The organism is Ruegeria sp. CDSC002 (assembly GCF_059610905.1).
In genome coordinates this window covers 629656-647991 of sequence record NZ_JBXWOM010000001.1, presented here as the reverse complement: position 1 = coordinate 647991, position 18336 = coordinate 629656, and the positions used below count along the sequence as shown (strand labels likewise).

Below are 18336 nucleotides of genomic sequence, written 5' to 3'. Positions count from 1 at the left end.
CTTGTTCAAATAGTTAGGAGGTTACACCCCACAAAACAATGCGGGGTGACAGTCCGACACAGATAGCTCTTAAACGAGGCGAGAGGTGTCTTTCGCTGCGCGCACAAAATCGCGGAACAGTGGATGCGGTTCAAATGGTTTGGATTTCAGTTCCGGATGGTACTGGACGCCGATGAACCAAGGGTGGTCCGACCATTCGACGATTTCAGGCAGACGGCCATCGGGCGACATGCCCGAGAAGTTCAGACCAGCCTTTTCCAGCTTGTCGCGATACTTGATATCCACCTCATAGCGGTGGCGGTGGCGTTCTTCGATATTGGTGCCGCCGTATACCTCTGCCACTTTCGAGCCATCGGCCAGTACCGCGTCATAGGCGCCCAAACGCATGGTACCGCCTTTATCGTCACCGACCTTGCGTTCGACCTTGTGGTTGCCCTGCACCCATTCTTTCAGGTGGTAAACAACAGGCTCAAAACGTTTTTTGCCCGCTTCGTGGTCGAACTCTTCCGAGCCCGCTTCGGTAATGCCAGCGGCGTTGCGGGCTGCTTCGATTACAGCCATCTGCATACCAAGGCAGATTCCCAGGTAGGGCACTTTGTGTTCGCGTGCGTATTGCGCGGCTTTGATCTTGCCTTCAGTGCCGCGTTCGCCAAATCCACCGGGAACGAGGATCGCGTGGAATCCTTCCAGATGCGGGGCTGCGTCTTCGGTATCAAACACCTCGGCATCGACCCATTCGACTTTTACGCGAACCCGGTTGGCCATACCGCCATGGGTCAGGGCCTCGGCAATCGACTTATAGGCATCTTCAAGCTGCGTGTATTTGCCGACGATGGCGACTTTGACTTCGCCTTCAGCATTGTGGATGCGGTCGCTGACATCTTCCCATTTTGTGAGATCAGGCTTGGGGGCAGGGCTGATCTGGAACGCATCCAGAACCGCCTGATCCAGACCTTCGCGGTGATAGGCCAGCGGGGCGTCATAAATGGTCGACAGATCCTGTGCCGCGATCACGCTGTCCGGGCGCACGTTGCAGAACAACGCCAGCTTTTCGCGCTCTTTGACCGGGATGGGACCCTCGGAACGACAGACCAGAATGTCAGGGGCCAGACCGATCGAGCGCAGCTCTTTCACCGAGTGCTGTGTCGGCTTGGTTTTCAATTCGCCCGAGGCCTTGATGTATGGCAGCAAGGTCAAGTGCATGAACAGGCATTGGCCGCGTGGCTTGTCCTGGCTGAACTGACGGATAGCTTCAAAGAAGGGCAGGCCTTCGATATCGCCGACGGTGCCGCCAATCTCGCACAGCATGAAATCGACCTCATCCTCACCGATCGAGATAAAGTCTTTGATCTCGTTGGTGACGTGCGGAATCACCTGAATGGTCTTGCCCAGATAGTCGCCGCGGCGCTCTTTCTCGAGCACGTTGGAATAAATTCGACCTGAACTAACCGAGTCGGTCTTGCGGGCCGCCACGCCGGTGAATCGTTCGTAGTGACCAAGATCCAGGTCGGTTTCGGCCCCGTCATCGGTCACGAACACTTCGCCATGCTCGAACGGCGACATCGTGCCGGGGTCAACGTTCAGATAGGGGTCCAGCTTGCGCAGACGCACCGAATACCCTCGGGCCTGCAACAGCGCGCCCAAAGCCGCCGAAGCCAGTCCTTTACCCAAAGACGAAACCACACCACCAGTGATGAAAATAAAACGCGCCATGTTTTCGGCTGCTCCCGTGAGACGTCAAAATCAGCTGCCCGACGGTTCCGAAAAACCGCTGCACCACGGGACTTCACATATAAAGGATTCGCGCCAATAGCGCAAGAGAACCGCAAGATGCTGTTGCAGTTCTCTTTCAGGTTTCTAGGTTTTGTGGATCAGTTGGCTTGTGGGATCAGCGGCGCGTTGTCGCCATCTGCCGGAGGCAGCAGATCGTCAGCCGACGGAACCGCAGGTGTGCTTTCCTCGGTCGGTGCTGGTGCCGGAACGCCCAAACGGTCGATCACCGAACTACCCGAGGATTTCTGTGCGGCCAGAATGGTCAGCGTGATTGATGTCACGATGAAACAAGCGGCCAGGATCCACGTCACCTTGCCCAAAGCAGTCGCTGCGGCGCGTCCGGTCATGGCGCCGCCACCCCCGCCGCCCATGCCAAGGCCACCGCCTTCGGACCGCTGCATCAGAACGACGGCGATCAGGCCCAGAGCCAAGAGGAGGTGGATAATGAGAACGACGTTTTCCATGGTGTTCCTGTACAGCGTGGCGTGTATCGCGTGGTACTTATGCAAGTTTTCCAGCGGGGGCAAGGGAGGAGTTGGGATCAAGAACGGTGATGTTTCAGATCACGGCAAAGGGACTGGACAGCATGGCCGCACCTCGCGCAGGCTGCGGCCATGCCACATGATGATCACGACCACCCGCACACCCTTTTGCCACCTGATCCTGCGTTGCGCGTAAAGGCGCTGGAAACGATTCTGACTCGCAAGAGACTGATCGATCCGGCGGCGCTGGATGAAATTATTGATACCTATCAGAACAAGATCGGCCCGCAGAACGGCGCGCGGGTCGTCGCCAAAGCCTGGACTGACCCGGACTTCAAAGCCGCGTTGCTGAAAGATGCCACATCGGTTGTCGCCGATCTGGGTTATTACGGGCGTCAGGGCGAACACATGGTTGTCGTCGCAAACACACCTGAACAGCACAACATGGTCGTGTGCACCTTGTGCAGCTGTTACCCGTGGCCGCTGCTTGGTATTCCGCCGGGTTGGTACAAATCCGATGCCTATCGGGCGCGGGCTGTGCGTGAGCCGCGCAAGGTTCTGGCTGAGTTCGGGGTGACCCTGCCCGAGACGTCCTCGGTTCGCGTTTGGGATTCGACAGCTGAGGTGCGGTACCTTGTGCTTCCGATGCGGCCAGAAGACACGGATGGCTTAACCGAAGACGAGTTGGCGGCACTTGTCACACGCGACAGCATGATCGGAACCGGCCTGCCAAAGGTGCCGTCATGACCAGAGTTCACGATATGGGGGGGCGGTTCGGCGATGGGCCTGTGCACCCCGAACCCGATGATGCCCCGGTTTTTGCTGAAGACTGGCATGCGCGGGCATTGGCGGTCACGCTGGCTGCCGGATCGCTGGGACAATGGAATATTGATATCTCACGTCACGCCCGCGAGAGGCTCTCACCCAAGGATTACACGAGATTTTCTTATTATGAGAAATGGATTTCAGCCCTGACGGACCTGCTGGTCGAAAGCGGCGTGCTGACCGAAGAAGACCTACGTGGCGAGGCAGACAAAGAAGAACACCCGCTGGCAGGCCGCAAGATGAAGGCCGAAGCGGTTGCTGGTGTGCTGGCCAGCGGCGGTCCTGCGGATAGACCTTCGAACGTCCCGACGGAATATGCGGTAGGGCAGGAGGTCGTGACAACACGTCCAACTGCCAACCGCCTCGTCGACGGCGGTCATACTCGGTTGCCCCACTATGCCGCCGGAGCGAAGGGGCGCATTCTAATGATGCACGGGACGCACGTGCTGCCGGATTCCAGCGCTCACAGATTGGGAGACGCGCCTGAGCCACTATATGCTGTTGTATTCCCGGCATCCGAACTTTGGACCAACCCGGAACATCCCGATGACGAGGTGGTTTTAGATCTTTGGCAAAGCTATCTGGGCCCGGTATGAGCGATTGCGTTGCCCATACCGCCCCTGAGCCTGTTTTTGCTGAACCCTGGCATGCGCAGGTGTTTGCCGTGACGGTCGCACTGAATGAGACGGGCCGGTTTGATTGGCCCGATTGGGCTGCGCGGTTCTCGGACACCCTGAAGCGCCATGGGCTGGATCGGGAACTGAACGGCGGGAACGACTACTTTTTCGCGTGGCTGGAAACGCTTGAGGCATTGTTGGCCGAGCAAGGCACAGCCATGCCTGACGACGTAAACCGGCTGCGCAACGCCTGGGAAGACGCATACCTGACAACCCCACACGGCGATCCGGTGCAGCTAACGGACAAGTAGTCCTCGGAACTGCTCAACTGCGTCGAATTACCGGTTTCCCTGTCGCGTTACCCCCGTTATACGAGCCGAGTTTGATATCTCAGCGCAAAAGGACCGGATATGGCCAATGTGGTTGTTGTCGGCGCCCAGTGGGGTGACGAAGGAAAAGGCAAGATCGTCGACTGGCTCAGCGAGCGTGCAGACGTAATTGCACGCTTTCAGGGCGGACATAACGCCGGTCACACGCTGGTCATCGATGGTGAAGTCTACAAGCTGCATGCGCTGCCGTCCGGTGTTGTTCGCGGCGGAAAACTGAGTGTCATCGGAAACGGTGTTGTACTGGATCCTTGGCACCTGATCAAAGAGATCGGAACCATTCAGGCTCAGGGCGTCGAAATCACCCCTGAAAATCTAATGATTGCTGAAAATACACCGCTGATCCTGCCGTTCCATGGTGAACTGGATCGGGCGCGTGAAAGTCAAAACTCGGTTGCGAAAATCGGGACAACCGGCCGCGGCATTGGTCCTTGCTACGAAGACAAGGTTGGCCGACGTGTGATCCGAGTGGCTGATCTTGCAGACGATGCAACGCTGGCATTGCGAGTTGATCGCGCCTTGGTTCACCACAACGCGCTGAGAAACGGCCTTGGGCTGGAGCCGATTGATCGTAATGCTCTGATCGCTCAGCTTAAAGAGATCGCGCCGCAAATTCTGCCGTTTGCTGCACCCGTCTGGAAAGTGTTGAACGAAAAGCGCAAGGCCGGCAAGCGTATCCTGTTCGAAGGCGCGCAAGGTGCGTTGCTGGATATCGATTTCGGAACTTACCCGTTTGTGACGTCGTCCAATGTTATCGCCGGTCAAGCTTCCACAGGCGTAGGAATCGGTCCGGGTTCTATCGATTTTGTTCTGGGTATCGTCAAAGCCTACACAACCCGTGTAGGCGAGGGGCCGTTCCCAACCGAGCTGGACGACGACGATGGTCAGCGGCTTGGTGAGCGCGGGCACGAGTTCGGGACGACCACAGGCCGCAAACGTCGTTGTGGTTGGTTCGATGCCTGCCTGGTGCGCCAGACCTGCGCGACCAGCGGTGTGAACGGTATCTCACTGACCAAGCTGGACGTTCTGGACGGATTCGAAACCCTGAAGATCTGCGTTGGCTATGAGCTGGACGGAGAACGTCTGGATTATCTTCCGACCGCCGCCGACCAACAGGCGCGCTGCAAGCCGATTTATGAAGAGATGCCGGGTTGGAGCGAATCCACCGAAGGGGCGCGCAGCTGGGCGGATCTGCCGGCCAATGCCATCAAATATGTGCGCCGGGTCGAAGAGCTGATCGATTGTCCCGTCGCCCTTTTGTCCACCAGCCCGGAGCGGGATGACACCATTCTGGTGACAGACCCGTTTGCAGACTGATGGCAGAGGAACAGAAACTAGGCCTCAGCTATAAGGCGCGCCGCCGCTGGTCTCTGGCGCTTTTGCTGATTGGATTGCCGCTTTACATCGTGGCTGTGGTGACGGTTGTGAACTGGCTTGATCGCCCGCCGATCTGGCTTGAACTGCTGGTCTATGTCGGTCTGGGCATCGTGTGGGCCTTGCCCTTCAAGTTCGTGTTCAAAGGCGTTGGGCAAGCAGACCCGGATCAGTCGGAAGATTGAGAGAGCACTTCTTTTACCTTACAAAAAAGGGGCCGATGATTGCATCGGCCCCTTTTTCTTTTGATTATTTAAGTTCAGCCTGCGGCGCGCTCATCGTCAGGACGGAACCCGATCTGCGTTGATGCAGCGAAGCGACCTCCACCGGCTTTTTCGATCTTGCCGTCCCGAAGCAATTGACCGAACGAGCGCAGGCTTTCTTCACGGTTGAAGTCATCCTGCTTGAGCGAACGAATCTTGTTCATCAACTGCGGGCGCGAGAATTGTTCCTGACCTTCGATGAACGACAAGTAGGCGGCTGCAGCTTCCAACAGGTCGGGCAGCGATTGTGCGCCTTGTTCCTGTGCAAACAGGGCAAAACCACCTTCTTCGTTGGAGTCGCCTGCTTCGTCTTCTGACTTGGACGTAACGCGGCGCGGGGTCACCGGACCGGAGTCCTGTTCCCTTGCGTCGACACGCTGTTCCGCAACCAGTTTCAGCGGCGACGAGGTGTCCGACTGAGGGCGCATGCTGGTGACTTGAATCTCGGGGCGGCGCGGGCTGACGACCGAGGTCAGATCGCCGCGATATCCGCTTTCCTCGGACTCTTCTTGCTGGGGCCGGTCCTCGCGCTCAGCTTCGGTTGCGGCGACGGCCGTGCGCAGATGCGAATAGGTTTCGCGCTGCGTGCTGGTCGCCGGGTCATCCATCTGGCTGTCGGCCTTGTCCATCAGGCGGGACAAATCCTGATCAAGGGCAGTTTCGTTCGATGATTGACCGTCCATTGCGGCCTCGACCTTCGAAATCTCGCTTAGAACATTGGCCTCATCCTCGGCGGTCAGATAACCCTCTTGGGTCTCTGCGACCTCTTCGATCTGATCCTCTTCGGTCTCTTCACTCAGGATATTGCCGGGCTCATCGGTTTCGGCCGTTTCTTCAAGATCGGTGAACAGTGCCGATGGCGTGGGCGCCTCTTCCTCGTCTTCATAGTCGGCGTCCTGCTGCATAGAGAACGGCTGTACGGGTTCTACCGGTTCTTCCGTTGTTTCGGCTTCTGCCACTGGCTCGGCCACGGCAGGGGTGTCCTCGATTTCTTCTGCCTCAAAAGCTGGTGCCATAGGTTCAGCGGCTGCTTCGGGCTTGTCCGATTCCGAAAGGTCCGACGCCTCGAGCGAACCCGCCTCAAACGCGGCGGCGACCGCATCCTTCGGGGCAGCTGGCTGATTACCCAGGCTTGTGTCTTCGTCTTCCGTATAAATCACCGAGTTTTCTTCGGAATGCGAAACGACGGCGCGGATGCGCTGCAGTTTTGCGGCAATGCTGTCGGCAGCTGGGGCAGGCGAGCTTTCAACCGGCTCGGCATCAGCAAAGAACGACTCGGCCCCTTGTGCAGGGGGGGTGGCACTGGGGCTCATTACTTGGGGGTCTGCTTGCGCCGCGGTTGGAACCACAGCTGGGGCTGGCTTTGCAGCCTGCTGGGTCGCGCGCAGCAACAGGCCGGAATCGCTCTGGCTGGCTTCTACATGTTTTGCGGCGTCACGCTGTGCGATCCGGGTCAGCATTTCTGCGTCAGGCTGTGGGGGTTCAGAACCAAAATACCGATCGTCGGCAGAAAGATCACGGAAGTATTCTGCGATTGCCTTCATCGTTTCGAATGAATCGTCGAATCCTTCCAAAGTGCAGGAGAAGGTTCCATAAGAAACGGTCAATACCTTGTTGTTCTGTACCATCAGACGCACGTCCTCTACAAACTACGAGAGCCAACCACCTTATGCAGGCACACCTATTGGCTCGGAACTCTCTGCATGAACCTATCATTTTGTGGTCTCAATGTGTCCAAATCCGGGAAAAATGATCAATCTAAGTAAAAAACGCCCAATTGTACGGTCATTTGAGCCAATTGCACTGGTCGGAGGTGGGGAAATCGGCCCTGACGACCTGAAGGTGATGCTGATTCGCGCCAATACGGTCGTGGCGGCCGATGGGGGAGCCGCCCCATTGGTAGAATCGGGTCGCCTCCCTGATGCCGTGATTGGTGATTTCGATTCGCTGGACAGCCGACACAAAGACCAAATTCCAGTGGACCGGTTGTATCCCATACGGGAACAAAACAGCACGGATTTTGACAAGGCTCTGCGCAGCATCGACGCGCCTGTTGTGTTGGGGGCAGGGTTCTTGGGCGGGAGGTTGGACCATCAGCTTGCTGTTCTTAACACGTTGGTTCAGAGACAGGATCGCCCCTGTGTCCTGTTGGGCGAGACCGAGGTCGTCTTCCATGCGCCTCCACAGATTTCCCTGCGTGTCACCCCTGGCGATGTCGTATCATTTTTTCCGTTTCAGCGGGTTACCGGTACCAGCAGAGGGCTGGAGTGGCCCATCGACGATTTGGTGATGGAACCAGGCGGGCAGGTAGGCACATCCAACCGCGCGCTGGCGGACGTTGAACTGACGGTGGATGCGCCGGGATTGCTGGTGATGGTGCCGCGATACGCTCTGGATCAGGTTACGCAGGCGTTTCTGTCGGGGCAGACCGGGCGCTGGCCCGCTCGCGCAGAATGACATATAGGCCCGCGGCGACGGTGATGCCAATGCCCACAGCGGCCATGCCATCCGGAAGGTCATGGAAGATCAACCAACCAAAGAACGTCGCCACCGGAATCTCAAGATACTGCATGGGGGCCAGCGTGGCGGACGGCGCATAGCGCAACGACCACGTCATGAAGAGATGCGCGACAGTGCCCAGGACACCGATCCCGATCAGCAGCAGGTGACTTTCACGCTCGGGAACGATGAAGGACAGCTCCCAAATATTGCCGAGTGTTCCCAGCGCCAGAACCGGCAGCAGCAGAACCGTCGCCATCACTCCGGATACAGCCTGCAAGGCTATTGGGTCGGTGTCCTTGGCAATCTGTCGTGTCACCAACATGAAAAGGGAAAAGACAATTGCAACGACCAAGGGTAACAGAGCGGCGGCACCGACCTGAACAAAGCTGGGCTGGATGACCAGCAAAGTGCCCAAGAACCCGACAACACAGGCGATCAGGCGGCGCATTCCGACCTCTTCACCCAGCACGTACTTGCCCAGCAACAGCATGATGAAGGGCATGACAAAGGCGATGGCGACTGCATCCGCCAGCGGCAAGTATTGCAGTGCGCTGAACATTGCCGCGATAGCGACGATATGCAGAACCGTTCGGACGAACGCCAGCCACACAAGACGTCCACGCATGCGCCAGTGCCGCCTGGTCAGGGCCACCAAAGGTATCAGGATCAACGCCTGAACGGCAAAGCGAATAAACACCAGAACGCCGATCGGTGTCGTCTCGCCCAGCAGCTTGGCGATGGAATCGCCCATCGGTGCAAGCACGCAAAAACACAGCATCAAAAAGATGCCAAAGACGGGACGATCCTGGGTCATGCGGCGACGCTACGGGTTTTGGCACCCGGTTGAAAGCTTCTATGAAATCGGCTGCACCTTCGTGTAGTCGGGTCCGATGCAGACGGGCAGGTCGTCGTCCAGTTTCAGCCAATCCAGCCGTTCTTCATGGGCCACGTGCAGCGTGGGCTGCAATTGGTTGGGATCCTCCAATGTGGCGACATACAGATGCAGCACGTCCGACATGGCTTGGGATCGAAACGAGATCGGCGTGCCGCAATTGGGACAAAAGCTGCGCTCGACACCGGGCGAGGAGTTAAAGGTTTTCGGCGGCTCGCCAGTCCAGCGCCATTGCCCGTCGCGCACGCCAAAATAGGTCGTCATCGGGGCGGCACATTGCCTGCGGCAACTATCGCAATGGCAACTCACGCAGGACAGGACCGGAGGATCAACCTCGTAGCGGATGGTGCCGCACAGGCAATGTCCTTGCATCGTTGACCTCCATTGCTGTCACTGTCAGCAGTTTGGCACGTTTACGGCCAACCCGCCCAGAGACGTTTCCTTGTACTTCTCATGCATATCATGCCCGGTCTGGCGCATGGTTTCGATCACCGAATCCAGCGGCACGAAGTGTTTCCCATCGCCACGCAGCGCAAGTGAAGCAGCCGAGACGGCTTTGATGGCCGCCAACCCGTTGCGTTCGATGCAAGGAACTTGCACCAGACCAGCGACCGGGTCGCAGGTCATGCCCAGATGATGCTCCAATGCAATTTCGGCGGCGTTTTCGACCTGCTCGGGACTACCACCCATCACGGCGCAGAGGCCCGCTGCAGCCATTGCCGAGGCGCTTCCAACTTCGGCCTGACACCCAGCCTCAGCGCCTGAGATCGAGGCGTTGTATTTGACCAGCCCGCCAATGGCCGCTGCCGTAAGGAGGAAGTCCTCGATATGGCTTTCCGAGGCACCCGGAACGTGATCGAGGTAATAGCGCAGTACGGCAGGCATCGTGCCAGCAGCCCCGTTTGTGGGCGCAGTGACGACTTGCCCGCCAGCCGCGTTTTCCTCGTTTATCGCCATCGCATAGACGCTCATCCAGTCGTTGATGGTGTGCGGCGCGTTCAAGTTCATACCCCGTTCGGCCAACAACGCGTCGTGGATGCCCTTGGCGCGGCGGCGCACTTTCAGGCCGCCGGGCAGAATGCCATCCGTCTTCAGTCCACGTTCGATACAGTTGTTCATGACTTCCCAAAGGCGCGCGGTGCCTTTGGCGAAACTGTCCGCACAGCCCCGCGCGATTTCATTCTCGCGCTTCATCTGGGCGATGCTTTTGCCACTGGCGTTTGCCATCTCAAGCATTTCGGCCGCCGAGTGGAACGGGAAAGGCACGGCAGGGCCGTCATTGGTGGCTTTGCCTTCGGCCAGTTCTTCCTCGGTCAGAACAAAACCGCCGCCTACGGAATAATAGACCTGCCGCAGGATCACGTCGCCCTGTGCGTCGGTAGCCATCAGGATCATACCGTTGGCGTGACCCGGCAGGTTGTGGTCGTAGTCAAAGATCAGATCGGCCTTTGGATCGAATTGCAGGGTCGGCAACCCCTCGGGCGTGACTGAGTGCGTTTCAGCAATAGCAGCCAACGCGGCCTCGGCCTTGTCGTTGTCATAGGTGTCAGGAACAAACCCGGCCAGCCCAAGGATCGTAGCCCGGTCTGTTGCGTGACCTACGCCAGTAAAAGCCAGCGATCCGTGCAGCGATCCGCGAAGACCGGCGAATTCAAACGGCGAGGCGCGCATCAGGTCCAGAAACCGTGCGGCGGCAACCATCGGCCCCATTGTGTGTGACGAGGACGGGCCGATGCCCACTTTGAACATATCAAAAACAGACAAGAACATATCAGTTAGCAGAGCCTTCTGGAGGGTGAGCATAAGATGGACTGGTGAAGGGGGTAACCCCCAACCCCTCGGCCGCGATGGCAGCCCGGGTTGCGGGACGGCTTTCCAGGCGCATCAGAATGGATTGCAGGTAAGGCGTATCCGCCAATTGATACCAACTGCGATCAGCGCGCTCCGGGTAAAGGGACATCCACCGCATCTGGCAGGCAAGGTAGTATGTAAGGACCGAGGGTTGATCGGCGTGCAACCAGCTGGGCGCAGTTTTAGCAACGTCATCCAGAACCCGAAGATGTTGGCGTAGGCGCGGGCGGATACCGTTGCGCAAGGTTTCGGCCTGTGCCGCGTCGGTGTATTTTTCGGCATAGAACAGGATGCGCAGATCGGCATGTAAAGTGTTCGATGCGAAAAAGAGCCATTTCAGGAACGCAGCCCGATCCGGGTTGTCAGAGGCGGGAGCCAGTTGCGCATGTGTATCTGCCAGCCACAAAAGGATGGCGGCTGTTTCAAAGATCGGACCTTGTGGCGTTTCAAGAACCGGGATCAGGCCGTTCGGATTCAACCCTCTGTAAGCCGCGCCATCCTGTGCGTTTTGCCGTCGATCCACCAAAGCCGTCTCATAAGGCAGGCCCATCTCTTCCAGCACCAGTCTGATCACCAGAGAGGCATTGTCGGGGGCAAAGTGCAATCTATAGGGCGCGTTCATAGGCTGTATTTATACACCAGCAGGGATGTCGAACGTCTCGATTGCGACGTTTCCAATTGGAAACGCGTAGTTTCGCGACAAGTTGGCCTGTTGGATCGGCCAATTGGCGCTCGCAGTTGCGTCGGACATTCCGTATAAATTCCGCAATACCAAGGGGGAATGCAACAATGACCGGAGATTTGTCACCCATAGACAAAGCCAAATATGCCGCGGCGCTTCGGGCCGCTGACATGGTTCAGGACGGGATGCGCGTTGGGCTGGGCACCGGATCAACGGCCGCCTGGATGGTCCGCCGTCTGGGAGAGCGGGTGCAGGAGGAAGGTTTGCGGATCAAGGCTGTTCCGACCTCAACCCGCACCGCGCAACTGGCCCGTGAGTTGGGGATCGAGGTCGTCTCGCTGGATCAGGCGGGTTGGCTGGATCTGACCATCGACGGCGCGGATGAATTTGACGGCGATCTGAACCTAATCAAAGGCGGCGGCGGCGCGCATCTGCAGGAAAAGATCGTTGCCACGGCAAGCGATCAGATGATCGTTATTGCAGATGCCGGTAAAGAGGTCGAAACGCTAGGCGCGTTCCCGTTACCGGTCGAGGTTATCCCTTTTGGCTGGCAGACAACGCGAACGCTGATCCAAGAGGCGCTGGATACGATGGACGTTCTGGGCACTTCTGCCGCGCTGCGCATGAACGGAGAGGCGCCGTTTGTCACGGATGAGGGCAATCACATTCTGGACCTCCACCTTCAGCGCATCGGAAATGCCAGGCAACTGGCGCTGGTGCTTAATCAGGTCCCGGGTGTGGTCGAGAATGGTTTGTTCATCGACATCTGTGACAAAGTTGTGATCGGCCACGGCGATGGTCGGGTCGAGCTGCGCGATATCAACGATGGAACGATCGAACTTGATCAGGCGGTGGAGGCAGGCGAGAACTTGTTCTCGGATCTGGCGGATTAAGCGGAGCAGACACAGATCGCTTTTCTTCACTCGTTTTATTCGGACGCTACATTGCTTTGAGTGAAGTCGTGACCGCGAACGATTTGGGACACGTACAATTTGGCACTTGGTTTGACCAATCCAAGACGCGGAGGCCGCCGTTGAATAAAACAAATGCAACCATATCTGGGCGTTTGTTCACAACGCTGCAGCGGTTCCCTGCGCAAGTTCGAGCAACCGAAGAGGCCGGAGCCCCGGCGATCACTCTGGACAGCAGCGCGAGATAGAGTACACCCCATGCAAGGCCTGCGGGCGCTTGCGGAAATTTGGAAGAGGCAGGACAAATGAGCTTTGACTATGATCTGTTCGTTATCGGCGGAGGCTCAGGTGGGGTCCGGGCCGCACGTGTGGCAGCTGGTGAGAACGGTGCCAAAGTGGGGCTGGCCGAAGAAGACCGCTACGGCGGCACCTGTGTCATCCGAGGCTGTGTGCCCAAGAAGCTGATGGTCTTCGCCAGCGAATTCTCGGGTATGGTCGGTGATGCGCAAGCCTATGGCTGGGACATTCAGGCCGGTGCTTTGAACTGGGATACTTTTCACGGCAAGCTGGTGACTGAACTGGACCGGCTTGAAGGCATCTACCGCAATATCCTGAAAAACAACGGCGTTGAAAGTTTTGACCAGCGGGCGACCGTTGTGGATCCACATACGGTCGAATTGGCGGATGGGACACGCAAGACAGCCAAGCACATCCTGGTCGCTACAGGCGGTCGTCCGGTCGTGCCCGAGTTCCCGGGATCGGACCTGGCGATCACGTCGAACGAGATCTTCCACCTTGAGAAGCTGCCCCAAAGCATTCTGATTGTCGGTGGCGGCTACATCGCCAGCGAGTTTGCCGGAATCATGAACGGGATGGGCGTCAAAACCACTCAATTCTATCGCGGTGCGCAAATTCTGCGAGGATTCGACGAAGAAGCACGTGGCCTGATCTGCGAAGAGATGCGCCAGAACGGCATCGATGTTCGTTTGGGCACCAATGTGCTGGAAATGACCAAAGAAGGCGACAAGATCCGCGTCAAGGCCACCGATGGCACCGAGGATCAGTTCGACGTGGTCATGTACGCCACCGGGCGTGCCCCGAATGCGGATAATCTGGGCCTTGAGGCACTGGGCGTGGAACGTGGCCGCAAAGGTGAGATCGTGGTGGATGAGTACAGCCAGACTGGCGTACCCTCGATCTATGCGATCGGCGACGTGACCGACCGCGTGAACCTGACACCCGTCGCGATCCGCGAGGGGATGGCCTTTGTCGAAACCGTGTTCAAAGGCAACCCGACGCCTGTGGATCATGAACTGATCCCGACCGCGATCTTTACGCAGCCGGAATTCGGAACGGTAGGTCTGAGCGAAGAAGAAGGCGCGGCACAGGAACCGATTGAGGTTTACGCGACATCGTTCAAACCAATGCAAAAAGCCTTTGCCGGTGGAACGCAGCGCGTGCTGATGAAGCTGATCGTCAGCCAGGCGACCCGTAAGGTTCTGGGCTGCCACATCGTCGCGCCGGGCGCGGGTGAGATGATCCAGCTGGCTGGCATTGCCGTAAAAATGGGCGCAACCAAGGAAGATTTCGACCGCACGGTTGCCGTTCATCCGGTGATGGCAGAGGAATTGGTAACAATGCGGCAACCTGTGCGCACTGCTTGATTTGCAACCGCGCGCACACAAGTTACAAGGGAACCCGTGATCACACGGTCCAACACAAGGGAATAGATACATATGGCGGGCAATAGCGGCGGCCCCTGGGGGGGCGGAGGCTCCTCGGGCGGCGGAGGAAATCGGGGTGACAACGGTGATGGGCGCAAGCCCCCCGAAGGCGATGGTCCGCAGATCCCCGAGATTGATGAGCTGATGAAGAAAGGCCAAGAACAGCTGCGCGTCCTTATGGGCGGCCGCGGCGGTTCAGGCCGAGGTGGCAACGGTCAGGGCTCTGGCGGCGGTGGCCCCATCTTCACAAAAGGTACGGTTCTTATTGGTGTCGTCGTCGCGGCGGTATTGTGGGGGGCGGCCAGTTTTTACACGGTCAAGCCCGAAGAACAGTCGGTTGAGTTGTTCCTCGGCGAATTCTCGGCCGTCGGAAATCCGGGTCTAAACTTTGCGCCGTGGCCTTTCGTTACCGCCGAAGTCATCCCGGTCACCCGTGAACAGAACGAAGATATGGGCGGCGCGCGCGGCAGCGATGATGGCTTGATGCTGACCGGCGACGAAAACGTGGTCGATATCGACTATCAAGTCGTCTGGAACATCAACGACCCTGCGAAGTTCCTGTTCAACTTGCGTGATCCGCGCCAAACGATCCGTGCGGTGTCGGAATCAGCGATGCGCGAGATTATCGCTCAAAGCGAGCTTGCACCGATCCTGAACCGGGATCGTGGTGTTATCGCGGATCGCTTGCAGGAACTGATCCAGTCCACAATGGACAGCTATGATTCAGGGATCAACATTGTCCGCGTGAACTTTGACAAAGCCGACCCGCCTCAGGATGTGATCGCCGCCTTCCGCGACGTTCAAGCTGCTGCGCAGGAACGGGACCGGTTGCAGAACGTAGCCGATGCCTATGCGAACAAGGTGTTGGCAGAAGCGCGCGGCGAAGCTGCGCAGGTTCTGGAAGAGGCAGAAGGATATCGTGCCCAACAGATCAACAGTGCGCGGGGTGAAGCCAGCCGCTTTAGCGCAGTTCTGGAAGAATACTCCAAAGCACCCGATGTGACGCGTAAGCGTCTGTATCTGGAGCGCATGGAGCAGATTCTGGGTGACGTTGACAAAATCATTCTGGACCAGAACTCATCCGGGCAAGGGCAGGGTGTCGTGCCCTATCTGCCGCTGAACGAGCTGCGTCGTAGCCCAGCCGGGGAGAGCAACTGATGCGTAAATCACCCATTATCCTCATTCTTGTCGTGATCCTTGGCGTCGTTGGCCTGTCTTCGATCTTCATCGTGGATGAACGTGAACGCGCGCTGGTCCTGCAATTTGGTCGTGTCGTCGCGGTCAAGGAAGACCCCGGTTTGGCGTTCAAAATCCCGGTGATTCAAGAAGTTGTCCGCTATGACGACCGTATCCTGTCTATTGACGTACAGCCCCTTGAGGTGACCCCTCTGGACGATCGGCGTCTGGTTGTCGATGCATTCGCACGTTACCGGATTTCAGATCTGAACCAGTTCCGTCAGGCCGTTGGTGTCGGTGGTATCCCGGTTGCCGAGGATCGTCTGGATCGTATTTTGCGGGCCGAAACCCGCGAAGTTCTGGGCTCGGTTTCGTCCCGTGACATCCTGAGCTCGGACCGTGCGGCACTGATGCTGCGCATCCGAAACAGCGCGATCGCCGAAGCACAGGCGCTGGGCGTGACTGTAATCGACGTGCGTTTGAAGGCGACCGACTTGCCACAGGCCAACCTTGAGGCGACCTTCGACCGTATGAAGGCCGAGCGGGAACGTGAAGCAACAGACGAGCGTGCCCGTGGTAACGAGGCGGCGCAGCGTGTGCGTGCGCAAGCTGACCGGACCGTGGTCGAACTGGTGTCAGATGCCCGTCGTGAAGCCGAAATCACCCGTGGTGTAGCGGACGCCGAACGTAACGCGATCTTTGCGGAAGCCTATGGCGCGGACCCGGAGTTCTTTGAATTCTACCGTTCGCTGACCGCGTATGAGAACGCGTTGCAGGGCGGCAATAGCTCGTTGGTTCTGAGCCCGGATTCCGAGTTCTTCAACTACCTCGCTTCGCCGACCGGACGACCAGCTCCGGCTGCTGCGGCCTCCGAATAATGGGACTGATCCTTCTGGCTTTCGGGCTGGTATTGATTGTAGAGGGGCTGGCCTATGCGCTGGCCCCTTCGCTTATTGAGCGCATGTTAGAGGCATTGCGGTCACTGCCCGAGCAGGCGCGACGGTTGGCCGGTTTGCTGAGCGTGGTCAGTGGCTTTATCCTGCTATGGGGGGCTTATCAGGTTGGGTTTTGATGCGGTGACCTCACTTGCAGGTGATTTCCCCGCGATCCCGAGTTGCGGGCAAGGACAAACCGACTACATTGGTTCCTGAGAAGATCTGCCCGAGGGCAGTTTTACAAGACTTGTTGACAAGGAGTTCCCAAGTGCAGGCACACGCACGCAGTATTTCAGTCCGGCAGGACGAGGGTGTTGGTTTCATGCGGCTGATGTGGCTGGCCATTGCAGGGATGATTCTTGTTCTGGCCCAAACCGTCGCAGCACAGGCGCGGAGCGAAAGCCTGGCGCCGCTGGCAGAAAAGATCAGCCCGGCCGTGGTCAACATTACCACCTCAACGTTGATCGAAGGCCAGACCGGCCCGCAGGGCATTGTGCCCGAGGGATCACCGTTCGAAGATTTCTTTCGCGATTTTCAGGACCGGAACGGTGATGATGAAAATCGCCCGCGCCGCAGCAACGCGCTGGGTTCGGGGTTCGTGATTTCCGAGGACGGCTACATCGTCACCAACAACCACGTGATCGCCGAGGCCGATGAAATCCTGGTGGAGTTCTTCCCCGGTGATGGACAGCCGCCGGAGGAACTGCCTGCCAAGGTGATCGGCACGGATGAGAAAACCGATATTGCGCTGCTGAAGGTCGAGGCCCCGGGCCCGCTGCAATACGTGCAGTTTGGCGACAGTGACGTCGCCCGTGTCGGTGATTGGGTTATTGCCATGGGCAACCCGTTGGGGCAGGGCTTCTCGGTTTCGGCCGGGATCGTTTCGGCCCGCAACAGGGCGCTTAGCGGCTCGTATGACGACTACATCCAGACCGACGCGGCCATCAACCGGGGCAACTCGGGCGGTCCGCTGTTCAACATGAACGGCGAAGTGATTGGTGTGAATACAGCGATTTTGTCGCCCAACGGCGGCTCGATCGGGATTGGCTTTTCAATGGCGTCCAACGTCGTGGTCAAGGTGGTCGACCAACTGCGTGAATTCGGCGAAACCCGCCGTGGTTGGCTGGGCGTTCGCATTCAGGACGTAACCGAGGACATGGCCGAGGCAATGGGGTTGGCCAAACCGGGCGGTGCGCTGATCAGCGATGTTCCGGATGGGCCGGCGAAAGATGCTGGTCTGCTGGCTGGTGACGTGATCCTCAGCTTTGATGGGGTCGAGGTCGAAGATACACGCGGCCTTGTGCGTCAGGTCGGCGAGACAACCGTGGGCAAAGCCGTGCGTGTTGTCGTGCATCGCGATGGCGGAACACAGACCGTCCTGGTTACTCTGGGGCGTCGTGAGGATGCCGAACGGGCCGATCAGGGCGAGGAGGAAACGTCTGAGGCTCCAACGGAAGAGAATGCTGACATTCTTGGTCTGACCATTTCGCCGCTGACGGACACGCTACGCACGGATCTTGGTCTGGAAGAAGACGCCGATGGGCTGGTTGTGACCGAAGTGGATGAAGCCTCTGAGGCGTTTTCCAAAGGGTTGCGCGCCGGCGATCTGATCACCGAGGCTGGACAGCAAAAGGTGACGTCGATTGAAGATCTGGAAGCACGCATGGAAGAAGCGCGTGAGGCCGGGCGTAAATCGCTGTTGTTGCTTGTACGACGCGGTGGCGACCCCCGCTTTGTGGCGCTGAGTTTGGGCGAGTAACGCACCACATCAAACGTTGTGACAAGGCCGGGGCAATGCCTCGGCCTTTTCCGTTCCACGTGGCGCTGAAAGTAAGTGAGCCACACGCCGGGGAGGCGCATGGCTCTGGTACAGGGAGAGGCCAGTGGACAGATATCGGGGATGATTCTCTGGCCCCCTACGGTAACAACTAAGACATTAGCTA

General features: G+C 58.2%; 19 protein-coding genes. 12 read left to right on the top strand and 7 right to left on the bottom strand.

Annotated features, from left to right (window positions below; genetic code table 11):
- Positions 1-69: 69 nt before the first annotated feature.
- A complete protein-coding gene (gene pyrG, locus AC2FJE_RS03260; RefSeq protein ID WP_058276105.1) occupies positions 70-1713 on the bottom strand; it encodes a CTP synthase in 1644 nt (547 codons plus the stop codon).
- A gap of 158 nt (positions 1714-1871) precedes the next feature.
- Positions 1872-2237: a preprotein translocase subunit SecG gene (gene secG / locus AC2FJE_RS03255; protein WP_058276104.1), complete on the bottom strand. Its 366-nt coding sequence runs from the start codon at positions 2235-2237 to the stop codon at positions 1872-1874.
- 150 nt (positions 2238-2387) lie between these two features.
- Between secG and nthA the strand changes: the two genes are divergently transcribed.
- From nthA to AC2FJE_RS03230, 5 genes are all read left to right on the top strand, one after another.
- Positions 2388-3002: a nitrile hydratase subunit alpha gene (gene nthA / locus AC2FJE_RS03250; protein ID WP_496753581.1), complete on the top strand. Its 615-nt coding sequence runs from the start codon at positions 2388-2390 to the stop codon at positions 3000-3002.
- Entirely contained in the window at positions 2999-3676 is a 678-nt protein-coding gene (gene nthB, locus AC2FJE_RS03245) for a nitrile hydratase subunit beta (protein ID WP_496753582.1), read from the top strand. Before nthA ends, nthB begins: the two co-directional genes overlap by 4 nt.
- The gene (locus AC2FJE_RS03240; RefSeq protein ID WP_496753583.1) at positions 3673-4008 is read left to right on the top strand and encodes a nitrile hydratase accessory protein; all 336 of its coding nucleotides are present in this window, start codon (positions 3673-3675) and stop codon (positions 4006-4008) included. Before nthB ends, AC2FJE_RS03240 begins: the two co-directional genes overlap by 4 nt.
- A gap of 99 nt (positions 4009-4107) precedes the next feature.
- Entirely contained in the window at positions 4108-5400 is a 1293-nt protein-coding gene (locus AC2FJE_RS03235) for an adenylosuccinate synthase (protein ID WP_058276100.1), read from the top strand.
- Positions 5400-5642, top strand: coding sequence for a DUF2842 domain-containing protein (locus AC2FJE_RS03230; protein ID WP_282118769.1), 243 nt, complete (start codon positions 5400-5402; stop codon positions 5640-5642). Before AC2FJE_RS03235 ends, AC2FJE_RS03230 begins: the two co-directional genes overlap by 1 nt.
- A gap of 74 nt (positions 5643-5716) precedes the next feature.
- Here the strand turns inward: AC2FJE_RS03230 and AC2FJE_RS03225 are convergent, their stop codons facing one another.
- On the bottom strand, positions 5717-7348 hold the full coding sequence (locus tag AC2FJE_RS03225; protein ID WP_282118768.1) for a hypothetical protein: 1632 nt from the start codon (positions 7346-7348) through the stop codon (positions 5717-5719).
- Positions 7349-7469: 121 nt separating this feature from the next.
- Between AC2FJE_RS03225 and AC2FJE_RS03220 the strand changes: the two genes are divergently transcribed.
- Complete coding sequence (locus AC2FJE_RS03220; RefSeq protein WP_496753586.1) at positions 7470-8177, top strand: thiamine diphosphokinase; 708 nt, start codon at positions 7470-7472, stop codon at positions 8175-8177.
- Here AC2FJE_RS03220 and AC2FJE_RS03215 read toward each other — a convergent pair.
- The 4 genes from AC2FJE_RS03215 to AC2FJE_RS03200 are packed head-to-tail and all read right to left on the bottom strand — an operon-like array spanning position 8122 to position 11587.
- Positions 8122-9036 carry a DMT family transporter gene (locus AC2FJE_RS03215; protein WP_496753588.1) on the bottom strand — a complete coding sequence of 305 codons (915 nt, stop codon included), beginning with the start codon at positions 9034-9036 and terminating at the stop codon, positions 8122-8124. The two genes, AC2FJE_RS03220 and AC2FJE_RS03215, sit on opposite strands and share 56 nt — an antisense overlap.
- A gap of 39 nt (positions 9037-9075) precedes the next feature.
- Positions 9076-9486, bottom strand: coding sequence for a GFA family protein (locus AC2FJE_RS03210; protein ID WP_082636958.1), 411 nt, complete (start codon positions 9484-9486; stop codon positions 9076-9078).
- 24 nt (positions 9487-9510) lie between these two features.
- Positions 9511-10884: an L-serine ammonia-lyase gene (locus AC2FJE_RS03205; protein WP_282118765.1), complete on the bottom strand. Its 1374-nt coding sequence runs from the start codon at positions 10882-10884 to the stop codon at positions 9511-9513.
- Position 10885: 1 nt separating this feature from the next.
- Complete coding sequence (locus AC2FJE_RS03200; RefSeq protein ID WP_496753590.1) at positions 10886-11587, bottom strand: glutathione S-transferase family protein; 702 nt, start codon at positions 11585-11587, stop codon at positions 10886-10888.
- Between the two features lie 167 nt (positions 11588-11754).
- On the opposite strand from AC2FJE_RS03200, the gene rpiA reads away from it, so the two are divergent.
- From rpiA to AC2FJE_RS03170, 6 genes are all read left to right on the top strand, one after another.
- Positions 11755-12540, top strand: a complete 786-nt coding sequence (gene rpiA / locus AC2FJE_RS03195; protein WP_496753592.1) for a ribose-5-phosphate isomerase RpiA — start codon at positions 11755-11757, stop codon at positions 12538-12540.
- Positions 12541-12863: 323 nt separating this feature from the next.
- Positions 12864-14222, top strand: coding sequence for a glutathione-disulfide reductase (gene gor, locus AC2FJE_RS03190; RefSeq protein WP_496753594.1), 1359 nt, complete (start codon positions 12864-12866; stop codon positions 14220-14222).
- A 72-nt stretch (positions 14223-14294) separates the two neighbouring features.
- Positions 14295-15440 carry an FtsH protease activity modulator HflK gene (hflK, locus tag AC2FJE_RS03185; RefSeq protein ID WP_108858948.1) on the top strand — a complete coding sequence of 382 codons (1146 nt, stop codon included), beginning with the start codon at positions 14295-14297 and terminating at the stop codon, positions 15438-15440.
- Positions 15440-16336, top strand: a complete 897-nt coding sequence (gene hflC / locus AC2FJE_RS03180; protein WP_108858947.1) for a protease modulator HflC — start codon at positions 15440-15442, stop codon at positions 16334-16336. The genes hflK and hflC overlap by 1 nt, the downstream gene beginning before the upstream one ends.
- Complete coding sequence (locus AC2FJE_RS03175) at positions 16336-16530, top strand: DUF2065 domain-containing protein (protein ID WP_113788722.1); 195 nt, start codon at positions 16336-16338, stop codon at positions 16528-16530. Before hflC ends, AC2FJE_RS03175 begins: the two co-directional genes overlap by 1 nt.
- Positions 16531-16715: 185 nt before the next feature.
- Positions 16716-18152 carry a Do family serine endopeptidase gene (locus AC2FJE_RS03170; protein ID WP_496760660.1) on the top strand — a complete coding sequence of 479 codons (1437 nt, stop codon included), beginning with the start codon at positions 16716-16718 and terminating at the stop codon, positions 18150-18152.
- The last annotated feature ends 184 nt before the right edge of the window (positions 18153-18336 follow it).

Coding starts and splice junctions, on each gene's coding strand:
- pyrG (WP_058276105.1), bottom strand. CDS start 1,713: ATGGCGCGTTTTATTTTCATCACTGGTGGTGTGGTTTCGTCTTTGGGT.
- secG (WP_058276104.1), bottom strand. CDS start 2,237: ATGGAAAACGTCGTTCTCATTATCCACCTCCTCTTGGCTCTGGGCCTG.
- nthA (WP_496753581.1), top strand. CDS start 2,388: ATGCCACATGATGATCACGACCACCCGCACACCCTTTTGCCACCTGAT.
- nthB (WP_496753582.1), top strand. CDS start 2,999: ATGACCAGAGTTCACGATATGGGGGGGCGGTTCGGCGATGGGCCTGTG.
- AC2FJE_RS03240 (WP_496753583.1), top strand. CDS start 3,673: ATGAGCGATTGCGTTGCCCATACCGCCCCTGAGCCTGTTTTTGCTGAA.
- AC2FJE_RS03235 (WP_058276100.1), top strand. CDS start 4,108: ATGGCCAATGTGGTTGTTGTCGGCGCCCAGTGGGGTGACGAAGGAAAA.
- AC2FJE_RS03230 (WP_282118769.1), top strand. CDS start 5,400: ATGGCAGAGGAACAGAAACTAGGCCTCAGCTATAAGGCGCGCCGCCGC.
- AC2FJE_RS03225 (WP_282118768.1), bottom strand. CDS start 7,348: ATGGTACAGAACAACAAGGTATTGACCGTTTCTTATGGAACCTTCTCC.
- AC2FJE_RS03220 (WP_496753586.1), top strand. CDS start 7,470: ATGATCAATCTAAGTAAAAAACGCCCAATTGTACGGTCATTTGAGCCA.
- AC2FJE_RS03215 (WP_496753588.1), bottom strand. CDS start 9,036: ATGACCCAGGATCGTCCCGTCTTTGGCATCTTTTTGATGCTGTGTTTT.
- AC2FJE_RS03210 (WP_082636958.1), bottom strand. CDS start 9,486: ATGCAAGGACATTGCCTGTGCGGCACCATCCGCTACGAGGTTGATCCT.
- AC2FJE_RS03205 (WP_282118765.1), bottom strand. CDS start 10,884: ATGTTCTTGTCTGTTTTTGATATGTTCAAAGTGGGCATCGGCCCGTCC.
- AC2FJE_RS03200 (WP_496753590.1), bottom strand. CDS start 11,587: ATGAACGCGCCCTATAGATTGCACTTTGCCCCCGACAATGCCTCTCTG.
- rpiA (WP_496753592.1), top strand. CDS start 11,755: ATGACCGGAGATTTGTCACCCATAGACAAAGCCAAATATGCCGCGGCG.
- gor (WP_496753594.1), top strand. CDS start 12,864: ATGAGCTTTGACTATGATCTGTTCGTTATCGGCGGAGGCTCAGGTGGG.
- hflK (WP_108858948.1), top strand. CDS start 14,295: ATGGCGGGCAATAGCGGCGGCCCCTGGGGGGGCGGAGGCTCCTCGGGC.
- hflC (WP_108858947.1), top strand. CDS start 15,440: ATGCGTAAATCACCCATTATCCTCATTCTTGTCGTGATCCTTGGCGTC.
- AC2FJE_RS03175 (WP_113788722.1), top strand. CDS start 16,336: ATGGGACTGATCCTTCTGGCTTTCGGGCTGGTATTGATTGTAGAGGGG.
- AC2FJE_RS03170 (WP_496760660.1), top strand. CDS start 16,716: ATGCGGCTGATGTGGCTGGCCATTGCAGGGATGATTCTTGTTCTGGCC.